Genomic DNA, 15,368 nt, shown 5'->3' with positions numbered 1-15,368 from the left:
CACTGATACACCGAGGCGCTTGCATCGCCGGCAAGCCAGCTCCTACAGGGGATTGTGGTGTGCGTTAGAACAGTTTCAAGGGTTCTTCATTGAGCGCCGACAACTGCTCGCGCAACGCTAGCACCTGGTCGCCCCAGTAACGTTCGCTGCCAAACCAGGGAAAGCTGTGGGGGAACGCCGGGTCGTCCCAGCGCCGTGCAAGCCAGGCGCTGTAGTGCATCAGGCGCAGGGCACGCAGGGGTTCGATCAGGGCCAGTTCGCGCGGGTCGAAGTCGTGGAATTCCTGGTAGCCGTCCATCAATTCCGACAGTTGCCCCAGGCATTCCTGACGATCACCGGCGAGCATCATCCACAGGTCCTGAACGGCGGGGCCCATGCGGCAGTCATCGAGGTCGACGATATGGAACATCTCGTCGCGGCACATCATGTTGCCGGGGTGGCAATCGCCGTGCATGCGGATGTTCTTGTGGGGCGTGGCCTTGTAGACCTCCTCCACACGCTTGAGCAGGTCGCGGGCCACGGACTCGTAGGCTGGCAGCAGGCTGCGAGGAATGAAGTTGCCTTCCAGCAGGGTGTTCAGGGAATCGTGACCGAAATTCTTCACGCCCAGGGCTTCGCGGTGTTCGAAGGGGCGGGTGGAACCGACCGCATGCAGGCGGCCGAGCAATTGGCCGAGGCGATACAACTGGTCGAGGTTGCCCGGCTCCGGTGCGCGGCCGCCACGGCGCGGGAACAGGGTGAAGCGGAAACCCGCGTGCTCGAACAGGCTTTCACCGTTGTGAATCATCGGCGCCACCACCGGCACTTCGCACTCGGCCAGTTCGAAGGTGAAGCTGTGTTCTTCGAGGATCGCTTCGTTGGTCCAGCGTTGCGGCCGATAGAACTTGGCGATCAAGGGCTCGGAGTCTTCGATGCCGACCTGGTAGACACGGTTTTCGTAGCTGTTGAGCGCGAGGATGCGGGCGTCGCTGAGGAAACCGATGCTTTCGACTGCGTCGAGCACCAGGTCAGGGGTCAGTGTTTCAAACGGGTGTGCCATGCGAACTCCTGCGCGCAGCAGGGCGCCGCGTCCGGCCGGGTATGGTAACGCACCCAGGGTTGGATAGGTGGTGGGATAGGTGGTGGCTGTGCGGACGCCTTCGCGAGCAAGCCCGCTCCCACATTTGACCGAGTTCCACCTTAGGAATGCGGTCAAGTGTGGGAGCGGGCTTGCTCGCGAAGAGGCCTTATCAGGCGCCGACGATCCCGCCATCATCCCGACGAATCGCCATCACCGAGGACCGTGGCTTGCCATTTGGCAGATGCTCCGGCCAGGTCGACCCACCGGTTTCCCCCGGATGCTGAATCCCCACAAACAGGGTTTTCTGGTCCGGCGAGAAGCTGATCCCGGTCACTTCACAGGCCACGGGCCCTACCATGAACCGGCGAATTTCACCGGTCGACGGGTCGGCACACAGCATCTGGTTGTTACCCATCCCGGCAAAGTCGCCACCGTTGCTGTAGTCGCCATCGGTGAGGATCCACAACCGCCCGGCCTTGTCGAAGCCCAGGCCGTCCGGGCTGTTGAACATGTTCTGCGGGTTGATGTTGGATGAGCCGCCCTTTGGCGTGCCGGCATGCACCGCCGGGTTGCCGGCCACCACAAACAGGTCCCAGCTGAAGTCCGGCGCGCCATGGTCATTGGCGTTGGCCTTCCAGCGCAGGATCTGCCCGTAGACGTTTTTCTCCCGCGGGTTCGGGCCACCCACCGGCTGGCCGTCTTCGCCGCGCTTGGCGTTGTTGGTCAGGGTGCAATACACCTGGCCGTCGGTGGGGCTGACCACGATCCATTCCGGGCGGTCCATGCGGGTGGCTTTCACCACGCTGGCGGCCAGGCGCGCGTGGATCAGCACTTCGGCCTGGCTGGCAAAACCGCTGTTGGCGTCGATGCCGTTCTTGCCGTAGGTCAGCTCGACCCATTGGCCCTGGCCCTTGGGATGGTCGGCATTGCCGTCGCCCGCGTCGAAAATCGCCACATACAAGGTGCCGTGGTCCAGCAGGTCCTTGTTGGCCTTGGGATTCTTGTGATTGATCTTGTCGCGGCTGATGAACTTGTAGATGAACTCGCCGCGCTCGTCGTCGCCCATGTACACCACGGCGCGGCCGTCGCGGGTTTCCGCCAGCGCAGCATTTTCATGCTTGAAGCGGCCGAGGGCGGTGCGCTTGACCGGTGTGGATTGCGGGTCGAACGGGTCGATTTCCACCACCCAGCCATGGCGGTTGAGTTCGTTGGGATTCTTGGCCATGTCGAAGCGCGGGTCGTGGGGGTGCCAGTTGATGTCTTTGCTGGCGGCCACCACGCCATAGCGTTTCTGCCCGGCGTCGAAGGTCTGTTGCGGGTTGCTGCTGCCGAAGCAGTCGGTGAAGTTCTCTTCGCAGGTGAGATACGTGCCCCACGGGGTCTTGCCGTTGGCGCAGTTCTGGAAGGTGCCGAGGACTTTTTTGCCGGTTTTGTCGGCGCTGGTTTTCAGCCAGGCATGGCCCGCCGCAGGGCCACCGAAGCGGATTGGCGAGTTGCCGTGGATGCGCCGGTTGTAGCGCGAGTCCTGGACGAACTGCCAGGTGTCGCCTTTGCGCCGTACTTCGATCACCGACACGCCTTCGCTGGCCAACGCCTTGCGCACGTCTTCGGCCGATTGCGGCGCGCCGCCGTGGGCGTAGAGGTAGCGGTAGTTGGTGTATTCGTTGTTGATCGCCATCAGCGCGCGGTTGTCGTCACCGGGGAAGGCGAACAGGCTCATGCCGTCGTTGTTGTCGCCGAACTGCTGTTCCTGGGCCTTGGCCGTGCCGTTGCCGCTGGGGTCGAAGGCCGGCGCGTTCTTGTGCAGCGGCTGGCCCCAGCTGATCAGTACCGAAGCGCTGTAGCCGGGCGGCAGGGTGATGGTGTCGCTGGTGGCCGAGGCGATGCTGGTGAAACCCAGCAATGGGCTGTTCGACGCGGCGTTGACCGCCAGGGCGCTGCGGGTCAGCAGGTTGCCGCCGAGGAACATCGCGGCACCGCACAGGGCGCCGGCGCCGATAAAACGCCGGCGGCTGAGGCCGACCATCTGTTCCAGGTCGGTGGCTTGGTTTTCTTCTAATAGGCTCATTTCAGGCTCCCTGCGGGTTTTTGCAGCCACCTTAGGGAGCAGTCGTGACGAAATTGTTGCAGTTTGAAGCGCTACACCGGAGTGCCCAGCAGCACGTTGCTGGGGGAGAACTGCACCTTCACCTGCAGGCCTTCGGCGGCATGGATCTGCGCAAGCGCGTCGGGCCGGGCCAGGGCGCAGAGAACCTGGCCGTTGGGCAAGGTGATCCGCACCTCGCTGGGGCCGTCTTCGGCATCGAGAATGGCCTCGATTTTTCCTTCCAGGCAATTGTGTCCAGGTGTTGCTGCCTGCGTGACGGCCAGTACTTCAAGCCAGCCGGCCTTGATCAGGGCGACGACTTCGGTGCCGATCTCCAGCTCCAGGCGCAACGTGCTGTCGTGGGTGATCTGCGCATCCAGGCGCAGCCCGGCTGCCAGCTCCAGGCGAATCAGGTCATTGCGGCCGTGGCTGTCGATGGCGATCACCCGGCCGTGCAACTGGTTACGTGCGCTGGTGCGCAGCATCAGGCGGCCCAGCAGGTTGAAGTCGCTGGCGTCTTCGGCGGAATCCAGCACCTGGGCTTGCAACACCTGCAGGCGTTGGTAAAGGCGTAATACCCGCTCACCCTCGGCCGTCAACCTGGCGCCGCCACCGCCCTTGCCGCCAACGCTGCGTTCCACCAGGGGCTTTTGCGCCAGGTTGTTCAGTTCGTCGATGGCGTCCCAGGCCGCCTTGTAGCTCAGCCCCGCACTCTTTGCGGCGCGGGTGATGGAGCCTTGTTCGGCAATATGTTGCAGCAGTGCAATGCGCTGCGGGCGACGGACGATGTGTTGGCTCAAGAGGGTTGGCAGGGACATGGTTACACGCTTCGATGGAATGGGCAGACGTTGCGGGCAGGGCGCCCGCGAGTCAAGTCATGTGCCGGGCTTGGGCGTACGGGCCAGGCAATACACATCCACCTGTCGGGCGCCGGCATCCATCAACAGGCGGGCGAGACTGCTGGCGGTGGCGCCGGTGGTCAGTACGTCGTCGATCAGCGCCAAGTGCCGGCCTTTGACTTGCGCGCCGTCGGCCAGGGCGAAGGCCTGGTGCAGGTTGCGCTTGCGGGTCCTGGCGTCCAGGTCTTGCTGCGCCACGGTTTCACGCGGCCGTGACAGCAGGTGCTCATCCCAGGGGATGTTCAGGTCCTCACTCAGCCAGCGGGCGAGCATCGCCGCCTGGTTGAAGCCCCGTTCCCGCAGGCGTTTGCGGGCCAGGGGCACGGGCAGCAGGCAGTCGGGGCGAGCCAGCGCGGCATCTTCATAGCGGTGTTGCAGGAATTGTCCCAACAGGTGCGCAAGCAGGTGCCCCAGCGGCCAGCGGGCCTGATGCTTGAAACGGCTGATCAGGCTGTCGATGGGGAAGCTGTAGGTCCACGGCGCGACGACCTGCTTGAACGCCTGAGGTTGCTTCAAGCACTGGCCGCACACCAGGCCCGTCGCCGGCAACGGCAGTGCGCACACCTCGCAATGTTCCATCAGCCAGGGCAGCTCGGTTTCGCAGGCGCCGCAGACAGGATCGGCCGTTCCGCTGCTTTCATCGCAGATTAAACAGGTTTGGTTGCTTTTTAACCAGATGTAAACCTCGTGTTTGTTCTCAAGTTGACAGTGCATGAATCTTCCTTAAATATGCCGAGCATCCGTGTCGTACCTGTGGGTATTACTCCCACAGGGCTTGCCAAAGCATAATCAAGGAATCGCCCATGAGCGCCAGCATCACTGCCAACCTGCGTCACGATTGGTCTTTAGCCGAAGTCAAAGCGCTGTTCGTACAGCCCTTCAACGACCTGTTGTTCCAGGCGCAGACCGTGCACCGCGCGCATTTCGACGCCAACCGCGTCCAGGTTTCCACGCTGCTGTCGATCAAGACCGGCGCCTGCCCGGAAGATTGCAAATATTGTCCGCAGTCGGGCCACTACAACACCGGCCTGGAAAAAGAGAAGCTGATGGAAGTGCAGAAGGTCCTCGAAGAGGCCGCTCGCGCCAAGGCCATCGGCTCGACCCGCTTCTGCATGGGCGCCGCCTGGAAACATCCATCGGCCAAAGACATGCCCTACGTGCTGGAGATGGTCAAAGGTGTGAAGGCCATGGGCCTGGAAACCTGCATGACCCTCGGCCGCCTCGACCAGGACCAGACCGAAGCCCTGGCCCAGGCCGGCCTCGATTACTACAACCACAACCTCGACACGTCGCCGGAGTTCTACGGTTCGATCATCACCACCCGCACCTACGGCGAGCGCCTGCAAACCCTGGCGTACGTGCGTGATTCGGGGATGAAGATCTGCTCCGGCGGCATCCTCGGCATGGGCGAGTCCCTGGACGACCGCGCCAACCTGCTGATCCAGCTGGCCAACCTGCCGGAGCATCCGGAATCGGTGCCGATCAACATGCTGGTGAAAGTTGCCGGCACGCCGCTGGAAAACGCCGACGACATCGACCCGTTCGACTTCATCCGCATGCTGGCGGTGGCGCGCATCCTGATGCCGCAGTCCCATGTGCGGCTGTCGGCCGGGCGTGAGGCGATGAACGAGCAGATGCAGGCCCTGGCGTTCTTTGCTGGCGCCAACTCGATTTTCTACGGCGACAAGCTGCTGACCACTGCCAACCCGCAGGCGGACAAGGACATGCAACTGTTCTCGCGCCTGGGCATCTTGCCGGAAGCTCGTGAAGAGCACGCCGATGAAGTGCACCAGGCGGCGATCGAGCAGGCGCTGGTGGAGCAGAAGAGCAGCGAGCAGTTTTACAACGCGGCTGTTTGATAAGTCCACTTTGGAATGCCATCCAAATGTGGGAGCGGGCTTGTTCGCGAAGGCGGTGTGTCAGCCAATACATAAGCTGACTGATCCACTGCTTTCGCGAGCAAGCCCGCTCCCACATTTTTGACCGCGTTCACCCTGATCTACCGAGGTCTCATGTCTTTCGATCTCGCCGCGCGTCTTGCGGCTCGTCGTGCCGAACACCTGTATCGCCAACGTCCACTGCTGCAGAGCCCGCAAGGCCCTGACGTGGTGGTCGACGGCCAGCCGTTGCTGGCGTTCTGCAACAACGATTACCTGGGCCTGGCCAATCACCCGCAAGTGATTGAAGCCTGGCGCGCGGGCGCGGCTCGCTGGGGCGTGGGTGGCGGCGCTTCGCATCTGGTGATCGGCCACAGCACGCCGCACCATGAACTGGAAGAGGCCCTGGCCGACCTCACCGGTCGCCCGCGGGCGCTGCTGTTCACCACCGGTTACATGGCCAACCTTGGCGCCGTCACCGCGCTGGTGGGGCAGGGCGATACGGTGCTGGAAGACCGCCTTAACCACGCCTCGTTGCTGGACGCTGGTTTGCTCTCGGGTGCGCGCTTCAATCGTTACCTGCACAACGATGCTGAAAGCCTGGCCAAGCGCCTGGAGAAAGCCACCGGCAATACGCTGGTGGTGACCGACGGCGTGTTCAGCATGGACGGTGACCTGGCCGACTTGCCGGCGCTGGCCCGTGAAACCCGGGCCAAGGGCGCATGGTTGATGGTGGATGACGCCCATGGCTTCGGGCCTTTGGGCGCCAACGGTGGTGGGATCGTCGAGCATTTCGGTTTGAGCCAGGAAGACGTTCCGGTGTTGGTGGGCACTCTGGGCAAAGCCTTCGGTACTGCCGGCGCGTTTGTCGCGGGCAGCGAAGAGCTGATCGAAAGCCTGATCCAGTTCGCCCGCCCGTATATCTACACCACCAGCCAACCGCCGGCATTGGCCTGCGCCACGCTGAAAAGCCTGGAATTGCTGCGCACCGAGCATTGGCGCCGTGAGCATCTCAATGGGCTGATCCGCCAGTTCCGCCAGGGCGCCGAGCAGATTGGCCTGGAACTGATGGACAGTTTCACGCCGATCCAGCCGATCATGATTGGCGACAGTGCCCGCGCGGTGCGTTTGTCGCAGATGCTGCGCGAGCGCGGGCTGATGGTGACGGCGATTCGGCCACCGACCGTGCCTGCCGGTAGCGCTCGCCTGCGGGTGACCCTGACGGCGACCCACAGCAACGCCCAGGTGCAGCTATTGTTAAGCGCATTGGAAGAGTGTTTCCGCTTGTTAGGCCAGGAGCCCGACCATGCGTGATCGACTGATATTGCTGCCTGGCTGGGGCCTCGGCGTTTCGCCGCTGGAACCGCTGGCGGCGGCGTTGCAGGGGCTGGATGAACACTTGCAGGTGCAGATCGAACCGTTGCCGGGCGTGGAGTCGGACGACCTTCAAGAGTGGCTCGATGAGCTGGATTCGACCTTGCCCCAAGACGTCTGGCTGGGTGGTTGGTCCCTCGGTGGCATGCTTGCTGCCGAGTTGGCCGCGCGGCGCGGTGATCATTGTTGCGGTTTGCTCACCTTTGCCAGCAACGCAAGCTTCGTGGCCTGGTCCCGCTGGGACCATGGCATGCACGAAGAGGATTTTATTGCGTTTCTTAACGGTTGCCGCCTTGATCCGGTTGCGACGTTAAAACGCTTCAGTCTGCTTTGCGCCCGGGGCTCCAGCGATCCCCGATCACTTGCTCGGCTATTGCTGGCGGGTGCCCCTAAAACCTCCGCGCAAACCTTGCTCAGTGGTCTGGAGCTGTTGGGCCGATTGGACACCCGTCAGGCGTTGGTCGACTTTCAAGGGCCGCAGTTGCATCTGTTTGCCGGGCTGGACGGGCTGGTTCCGGCTGAAGTGGCGAGTGAGTTGTTCGCCTTGTTGCCTGACGTTGAAATCGGCCTGATTGAACAGGCCGGTCACGCTTTTCTACTGGAGGACCCCCACGGTGTGGCGGGGGCCATCCAGGCTTTTTTGCATGAGTGCGGTGATGACTGATTTGTCCCATGTGCTGCCCGGCGGCTTGCCAGACAAGCGCCAGGTAGCGGCCTCCTTTTCCCGCGCAGCCGCCAGTTACGACAGCGTTGCCGAGTTGCAGCGTGCGGTGGGCAGCGAGCTGTTGCGGCGTTTGCCCGAAGGTCTTTCTCCACAACGCTGGCTGGACCTGGGCTGCGGCACGGGTTATTTCAGTCGTGTGCTGGGCCAGTCATTTGCGGGTAGCCAGGGTTTCGCCCTGGATATCGCCGAGGGCATGCTCAAGCACGCCCGGCCGCTGGGCGGTGCACAACATTTCATCGCTGGCGATGCCGAGCGCTTGCCGTTGCAGGACGCCAGTTGCGGGCTGATCTACTCCAGTTTGGCAGTGCAGTGGTGTTCGGATTTTGCCGCAGTGCTCAGCGAAGCGCAGCGCGTATTGCAGCCCGGCGGCGTGCTGGCGTTTGCCAGCCTCTGCGTGGGTACGCTGGATGAGTTGCGCGAAAGCTGGCGCGCAGCGGATGGCATGGTTCATGTGAACCGCTTCCGGCCGTTCAGTGCTTATGAGCAACTGTGCGCAGCCAGTGGTTTGCGGGTGCGCAGCCTGGAGCAGTGTCCCCACGTGTTGCATTACCCCGACGTGCGCAGCCTGACCCACGAACTGAAAGCGTTGGGTGCGCACAATCTGAACCCGGGGCGCCCAGGAGGGTTGACGGGCCGGGCGCGGATTGTTGCACTGGTGCAAGCCTACGAGCAGTTCCGCCAGGCCCAGGGCCTGCCGGCAACTTATCAAGTGGTGTACGCCGTCCTGGAGAAACCTCTATGAATGCCGCTTACTTCATCACGGGGACCGACACCGACGTCGGCAAGACCACCGTCGCTGCCGGCCTGCTGCATGCCGCGCGGCAAGCCGGCAAAAGTACGGCGGCGGGCAAGCCGGTAGCCTCTGGGTGCCAGCTGACGCCCAAGGGCCTGCGCAATTCGGACGCCCTGGCGTTGCTGGCCGAGTGTTCGTTGCCGTTGAGTTATGCCGAGGTCAACCCGGTGGCCTTCGAGCCGGCCATCGCGCCGCATCTGGCGGCCCGTGAAGCCGGCGTGGCGCTGACGGTGCAGTCGTTGTTGAAACCCATGCAGCACGTTCTCGCCAAGCAGGCGGACTTCACCTTGATCGAAGGTGCGGGCGGCTGGCGTGTGCCATTGGCGGACCAGGACAATTTGTCGGACCTGGCCCAGGCGCTGAAGCTGCCGGTGATCCTGGTGGTGGGTGTGCGGCTGGGGTGTATCAGTCACGCGTTGTTGACCGCAGAAGCCATCGCCCGGGACGGATTGCCGCTGGCGGGCTGGGTGGCCAATATCATCGACCCCAAGACCTCTCGTCTGGAAGAAAACCTCGCGACCCTGGCTGAACGACTCCCCGCGCCATGCCTGGGAAGGGTGCCCAAGCTCAAGCATCCCAGCGCCGAAGCGGTCGCCGCGTACTTGCAACTGGACCTGCTTGACTAGTTTTGCCTATCGAGAAGGCATTATGCCATTAGTGTTTTTGACGAGCGTTTTGCCGGTAGGTCTGCTTCAATAACAGTTCACGATTCTCTTATAGGCAGGTCCACGCCATGGAAATCTCTGGTAGCAGTGCGTTTTACTCGGGACTGAGCGCGATTCAGACCGGGCAGAACCGTGTCGACCAGGCCGCCGGCAAGATTGCCAGCGCCGCCACTTCCCAGCCTTCGGACGCGCAAAGTGATCGTTTGCGTTCGGTAGACGCCAATCAGGCCAGCAACTCGGCGAGCAACATGGTCGAGATGGCCCAAGGCAAGTTCCAGGTTGAACTGGGCGCCAAAGTCGCCAAGGCTTCCGACGAAATGCTCGGCACGTTGATCGATACTTACGCATAACCCCCCCTCTTATCGTGCGAGCTGGCTTCTCTGTGGGAGCTGGCTTGCCTGCGATAGCGTCACCTCGATCCTCCTGATACACCGCGGCGCCCGCATCGCAGGCAAGCCAGCGCCCACATTGATCTTCACCGCTCAATAATCTTTTTCCTCCTGAATCGTCATGCGGCATTTCGCTGCAGGCCTTGCCGTGCCTGACGTTGACCTGCGTCATGACAAACGGCGTTTGCACGACGCTTGACAAGGATAGGTCGTAAACGTATGTTTCAAACAACTGTTTGACCGCTACAACAATCCACGCGGTTGTTCATCCCAGATACATCAGCAGAGGTTTATCGCTATGCCTGACTACAAGGCCCCCTTGCGTGATATTCGCTTCGTTCGTGACGAACTGCTTGGCTATGAAGCGCACTATCAGAGCCTGCCGGCTTGCCAGGACGCTACCCCGGACATGGTTGACGCCATTCTCGAAGAAGGCGCCAAGTTCTGTGAGCAGGTACTGGCACCGCTGAACCGCGTGGGTGATATCGAAGGTTGCACCTGGAGCGAGTCAGGCGTTAAGACCCCTACCGGTTTCAAAGAAGCCTACAAACAGTTCGTTGAAGGCGGCTGGCCAAGCCTGGCCCACGACGTGGCGCACGGTGGCCAGGGCCTGCCGGAATCCCTGGGCCTGGCGGTCAGCGAAATGGTCGGCGAAGCCAACTGGTCGTGGGGCATGTACCCGGGCCTGTCCCATGGCGCGATGAACACCATTTCCGAGCACGGCACCCCCGAGCAGCAAGAGGCTTACCTGACCAAACTGGTGTCGGGCGAGTGGACCGGCACTATGTGCCTGACCGAACCGCACTGCGGCACCGACCTGGGCATGCTGCGCACCAAGGCCGAGCCTCAGGCTGATGGTTCCTACAAGGTTTCCGGTACCAAGATCTTCATCTCGGCCGGCGAACACGACATGGCCGACAACATCGTCCACATCGTGCTGGCTCGCCTGCCGGACGCACCGGCTGGCACCAAGGGCATTTCGCTGTTCATCGTTCCCAAGTTCGTACCAAACGCCGACGGTTCGATTGGCGAACGCAACGCGGTGTCCTGTGGTTCCCTGGAACACAAGATGGGTATCCACGGCAACGCCACCTGCGTGATGAACTTCGACGCGGCCACCGGTTTCCTGATCGGCCCGGCGAACAAAGGCCTGAACTGCATGTTCACCTTTATGAACACCGCTCGCCTGGGCACCGCGCTGCAAGGCCTGTCCCACGCTGAAATCGGCTTCCAGGGCGGCCTCAAATACGCTCGCGACCGCCTGCAAATGCGCTCCCTGACTGGCCCGAAAGCGCCAGACAAGGCCGCTGACCCGATCATCGTGCACCCTGACGTGCGCCGCATGCTGCTGACCATGAAAGCCTTCGCCGAAGGCAACCGCGCGATGGTGTACTTCACCGCCAAGCAGGTTGACGTGGTCAAGTACGGCACCGACGACGAAGCCAAGAAACAGGCTGACGCACTGCTGGCGTTCATGACCCCGATTGCCAAGGCGTTCATGACCGAAGTCGGTTTTGAAGCCGCCAACCACGGCGTGCAAATCTACGGCGGCCACGGCTTCATCGCCGAGTGGGGCATGGAGCAGAACGTTCGCGACAGCCGCATTTCGATGCTGTACGAAGGCACCACCGGCATCCAGGCCCTCGACCTCCTGGGCCGTAAAGTGCTGATGACCCAGGGCGAAGCGCTGAAGGGCTTCACCAAGATCGTCCACAAGTTCTGCCAGGCCAACGAAGGCAACGAAGCCGTACAGGAATTCGTTGCACCGCTGGCGGCACTGAACAAAGAGTGGGGCGAGTTGACCATGAAGGTCGGCATGGCGGCCATGAAAGACCGCGAAGAAGTCGGTGCCGCTTCGGTGGATTACCTGATGTACTCCGGTTATGCCTGCCTGGCTTACTTCTGGGCCGACATGGCCCGCCTGGCCGCTGAGAAACTGGCTGCCGGCACCACCGAAGAAGGCTTCTACACCGCCAAGCTGCAGACTGCGCGCTTCTACTTCCAGCGCATCCTGCCGCGTACCCGCACCCACGTTGCAACCATGCTGTCGGGCGCCAACAACCTGATGGACATGAAAGAAGAGAACTTCGACCTGGGCTACTAAGCCTCGGCCAGTTCGCTTCAAAAGCCGCCGCTCCTTCGGGAGCGGCGGTTTTTTTTGCGCGATAAAAAACCACAGTACCGCACTCAGGGATTGCTCCGAGCGGCCGTTACAGTGATGGCAATGTGATACGCATCACATTGAATGTGCTTAACTGTGATCAGTGAAGGCACTGTGCCATCTTTTTTGTGGGTCGGAGCTTTACCCTTGTCGCGCGTGTCTGCTGTACGTTTCAGTCATTTTTTACCTTCACTGCTTTTACTGCTGGCGGGGCTCTCGGCTGCGTATGTGAAGGATCTCAATGTGTTCTTCACTTCACTGTTCAATGTGCTGCCGACCCTCGTGCTGCTGCTGGGCGGTTCGTACTGCGCGGTCTACCGGCGCCAACGAGAGCTGTTCCTGATGATCACGGTGTACGTGGTCTATTTCCTGCTGGATACCCAGACCGATTACTACCGCGATAACGGTCGCGTGCGGGACGACGCGGCCGTGGTCTTCCATCTGTGTTGCCTGCTGTTACCGTTGCTGTTCGGCATCTACGCGGTCTGGCAAGAAAAAACCCACCTGTTTCGCGACTTCGTCGCACGCTGCGCGGTGCTGTTTGCGGTAGGCAGCGTGGCGCTTGCCCTTGAACAAAGTTTCCCCCATGCCTTGTTGAGCTGGTTGGCTGAAATTCGCTGGCCCGCCTTGCATGGCCGCTGGATGAGCCTGATCCAGCTGTCCTATCCGATGTTCCTGATTGGTTTTGTGACCCTGGCCGCGCAGTACTGGTATCAACCAAGACCGCTGCACGCCGCGCAACTGGTAGGGTTGCTGGGGTTGTTCTGGATGTTGCCGCAGACATTCATCCTGCCGTTCACCCTGAACATCATGTGCAGCCAGGTGATGCTGATGATCGCTGCCGGGGTGGCCCACGAGGCTTATCAAATGGCCTTCCGTGACGAGCTGACCGGGTTGCCGGGCCGCCGCGCGCTCAATGAGCGCATGCAGCGCCTGGGGCGCAATTATGTGCTGGCCATGGGCGACGTCGATCACTTCAAGCGTTTCAACGATACCCATGGCCACGACGTGGGCGACCAGGTACTGCGCCTGGTCGCCAGCAAGCTGTCCAAGGTCAACGGCGGCGGCCGGGCCTACCGCTATGGCGGTGAGGAATTTGCCGTGGTATTCGCCGGCAAGACCCTGGATGAATGCCTGCCGCACCTGGAAGAGATCCGCGAAATCATCGCCAACTACGACATCAAGCTGCGTAACCCGGACCGTCCCCACGACGACCAGCAGGGGCGCCAGCGTCGTGTAGGCAATGGCGCTTCCAGCGTGTCGGTGACCGTCAGCATCGGCGTGGCCGAACGCCAGGCCGAGCAGCGCAGCCCTGAAGAAGTGCTCAAATCCGCCGACCAGGCGCTGTACAACGCCAAGGGTGCGGGGCGTAACTGCGTGGTCGCTGCGGGGCAGACCCGCCGCGGCGCGGTCCGCATGGACAGCGCTGCCGGTTGAGTGATGGTGGTGTATTCAGCGGCCCTACAGTGATTGTCCGGTGGGCCGTGCGGCAGTAGGTTGAAGGCATCTGCTGCCGGAGACATTGCCATGCCTGACTATAAAGCTCCCCTGCGCGACATGCGCTTTCTGATCGATCACGTCTTTGACTTCCACGGCCATTACGCCGCGCTGGGTGCAAGCGATGCCAGCCCGGACATGGTCGGCGCAATCCTCGAGGAAGGTGCGAAGTTCTGCGAAAACGTCCTGGCGCCGTTGAACCGCTCCGGCGATGAAGAAGGCTGCCATTTCGACAACGGTGTGGTGACCACGCCCAAGGGCTTCAAGGAAGCCTTCGCGCAGTACGTGGAAGGCGGCTGGCACGGTTTGGCGGCTGACCCGGCCTACGGCGGGCAGGGCTTGCCAATGTCCCTGGGCCTGGTGCTCGCGGAGATGATCTCCTCCAGCAATACGTCCTGGGGCATGTACCCCGGCCTGACCCACGGTGCGATGTCGGCGATCCGTGCCCACGGCACTGAAGAGCAGAAAAACACCTACCTGAGCAAACTCACCGCGGGCCAGTGGACCGGCACCATGTGCCTGACCGAAGCCCATTGCGGCACCGACCTGGGCCTGATCAAGACCCGCGCCGTCCCGCAGGCCGACGGCAGTTATGCAGTCACCGGCAGCAAGATTTTCATCTCGGCCGGCGAGCATGACATGAGTGACAACATCATCCACCTGGTGCTGGCCAAGCTGCCGGATGCGCCGGCCGGCACCAAGGGAATCTCGCTGTTTATCGTGCCCAAGTTCCATGCCGACTCGGGCGAGCGCAACACGATGAGTTGCGGCTCCATCGAGCACAAGATGGGCATCAAGGCGTCGGCCACCTGCGTGCTGAACTTCGATGGCGCCCGGGGTTTCCTGATTGGTGAGGCGAACAAGGGCCTCAACTGCATGTTCACCATGATGAACCATGCGCGCCTGGGCACCGGCATGCAGGGCCTTTGCCTGGGGGAAGCGAGCTTCCAGGGTGCGATCAAGTACGCCAACGACCGCTTGCAGATGCGCTCGCTGACCGGCGCCAAGGCACCCGAAAAAGCCGCTGATCCAATCATCGTCCACCCGGATGTGCGGCGCATGTTGCTGACCATGAAAGCCTTCAATGAAGGCAACCGCGCATTGACCTACTTCTCGGCACAGTTGCTCGATACAGCACACCTGAGTGGCGACGAGGGGCAACGCCAGGAAGCCGAAGACCTGTTGGCCTTCCTTACGCCGATCTGCAAGGCGTTCATGACCGAAACCGGGCTGGAGGTGACCAACCACGGCATGCAGGTGTTCGGTGGCCATGGCTTCATTCGTGAATGGGGCATGGAGCAACTGGTTCGCGATTGCCGGATTGCGCCGATCTATGAAGGGACCAACGGCATCCAGGCCCTGGATTTGCTCGGGCGCAAGGTGCTCGGCAGCCAGGGCAAGCTGCTGCGCGGCTTTACCAAAATCGTCCACAAGTTCTGCGCGGCCAACGCCGAACATCCGCAACTCAAGGCCCATGTGGCTCAGCTCAACCAGTTGAATCAGCAGTGGGGTGAGCTGACGGTCAAGGTAGGCATGGCAGCCATGAAAAACCCGGATGAAGTCGGCGCTGCAGCCCTGGATTACCTGATGTACAGCGGCTACATCATCCTTGCCTACTTGTGGCTGCGCATGGCGCTGGTGGCACAGGAGCAGTTGGACAGCGGTAGCGGTGATGCCGATTACGCCCGAGGCAAGCTGGCGACCTGCGAGTTCTACTTCAAGCGTCTGCTACCGCGCACGGCCGCGCACCGGGCGGCGGTGGAGGCGGGCAGTGAGTGCCTGATGAGTCTGCCCGCGGAGCTGTTTGCGCTTTAGTGACCGTAAAATACTTGTTGGTCACAAG

13 protein-coding genes are annotated in these 15,368 nt (G+C 62.0%); 9 read left to right on the top strand and 4 right to left on the bottom strand.

What is annotated here, in order from left to right:
• Positions 1 to 64 precede the first annotated feature (64 nt).
• From HX786_RS06565 to HX786_RS06550, 4 genes are all read right to left on the bottom strand, one after another.
• Positions 65 to 1,039 carry a serine/threonine protein kinase gene (locus tag HX786_RS06565; protein ID WP_003211077.1) on the bottom strand — a complete coding sequence of 325 codons (975 nt, stop codon included), beginning with the start codon at positions 1,037 to 1,039 and terminating at the stop codon, positions 65 to 67.
• Between the two features lie 190 nt (positions 1,040 to 1,229).
• The gene (locus HX786_RS06560) at positions 1,230 to 3,128 is read right to left on the bottom strand and encodes a PhoX family phosphatase (protein WP_178911853.1); all 1,899 of its coding nucleotides are present in this window, start codon (positions 3,126 to 3,128) and stop codon (positions 1,230 to 1,232) included.
• Positions 3,129 to 3,199: 71 nt separating this feature from the next.
• Entirely contained in the window at positions 3,200 to 3,964 is a 765-nt protein-coding gene (locus HX786_RS06555; protein WP_003211075.1) for a TOBE domain-containing protein, read from the bottom strand.
• 57 nt (positions 3,965 to 4,021) lie between these two features.
• The gene (locus HX786_RS06550) at positions 4,022 to 4,759 is read right to left on the bottom strand and encodes a ComF family protein (RefSeq protein WP_177022296.1); all 738 of its coding nucleotides are present in this window, start codon (positions 4,757 to 4,759) and stop codon (positions 4,022 to 4,024) included.
• A gap of 89 nt (positions 4,760 to 4,848) precedes the next feature.
• On the opposite strand from HX786_RS06550, the gene bioB reads away from it, so the two are divergent.
• The 9 genes from bioB to HX786_RS06505 all read left to right on the top strand — a co-directional run bounded on the left by bioB (position 4,849) and on the right by HX786_RS06505 (position 15,340).
• Positions 4,849 to 5,904, top strand: a complete 1,056-nt coding sequence (bioB, locus tag HX786_RS06545) for a biotin synthase BioB (RefSeq protein ID WP_003211072.1) — start codon at positions 4,849 to 4,851, stop codon at positions 5,902 to 5,904.
• Between the two features lie 153 nt (positions 5,905 to 6,057).
• Positions 6,058 to 7,236 carry an 8-amino-7-oxononanoate synthase gene (bioF, locus tag HX786_RS06540; protein WP_177035249.1) on the top strand — a complete coding sequence of 393 codons (1,179 nt, stop codon included), beginning with the start codon at positions 6,058 to 6,060 and terminating at the stop codon, positions 7,234 to 7,236.
• Positions 7,229 to 7,960 (top strand): alpha/beta fold hydrolase, encoded by a 732-nt coding sequence (locus HX786_RS06535; RefSeq protein ID WP_177122386.1) that lies wholly within the window; start codon positions 7,229 to 7,231, stop codon positions 7,958 to 7,960. The genes bioF and HX786_RS06535 overlap by 8 nt, the downstream gene beginning before the upstream one ends.
• Entirely contained in the window at positions 7,953 to 8,762 is an 810-nt protein-coding gene (bioC, locus tag HX786_RS06530; RefSeq protein WP_178911852.1) for a malonyl-ACP O-methyltransferase BioC, read from the top strand. Before HX786_RS06535 ends, bioC begins: the two co-directional genes overlap by 8 nt.
• On the top strand, positions 8,759 to 9,439 hold the full coding sequence (bioD, locus tag HX786_RS06525) for a dethiobiotin synthase (RefSeq protein ID WP_008434374.1): 681 nt from the start codon (positions 8,759 to 8,761) through the stop codon (positions 9,437 to 9,439). Before bioC ends, bioD begins: the two co-directional genes overlap by 4 nt.
• Before the next feature lie 107 nt (positions 9,440 to 9,546).
• Positions 9,547 to 9,828, top strand: coding sequence for a hypothetical protein (locus HX786_RS06520; RefSeq protein WP_003211062.1), 282 nt, complete (start codon positions 9,547 to 9,549; stop codon positions 9,826 to 9,828).
• A 337-nt stretch (positions 9,829 to 10,165) separates the two neighbouring features.
• A complete protein-coding gene (locus tag HX786_RS06515) occupies positions 10,166 to 11,971 on the top strand; it encodes a phenylacyl-CoA dehydrogenase (RefSeq protein WP_008434376.1) in 1,806 nt (601 codons plus the stop codon).
• 204 nt (positions 11,972 to 12,175) lie between these two features.
• Entirely contained in the window at positions 12,176 to 13,465 is a 1,290-nt protein-coding gene (locus HX786_RS06510) for a diguanylate cyclase (RefSeq protein WP_178911851.1), read from the top strand.
• Between the two features lie 90 nt (positions 13,466 to 13,555).
• Positions 13,556 to 15,340 carry an acyl-CoA dehydrogenase C-terminal domain-containing protein gene (locus HX786_RS06505; protein WP_087694737.1) on the top strand — a complete coding sequence of 595 codons (1,785 nt, stop codon included), beginning with the start codon at positions 13,556 to 13,558 and terminating at the stop codon, positions 15,338 to 15,340.
• The last annotated feature ends 28 nt before the right edge of the window (positions 15,341 to 15,368 follow it).

The organism is Pseudomonas sp. 21615526 (assembly GCF_013386245.1).
Classification (GTDB): Bacteria; Pseudomonadota; Gammaproteobacteria; order Pseudomonadales; family Pseudomonadaceae; genus Aquipseudomonas.
The sequence above is the reverse complement of the archived record's forward strand: the minus strand, read 5'-3'. Positions and strand labels throughout refer to the sequence as shown.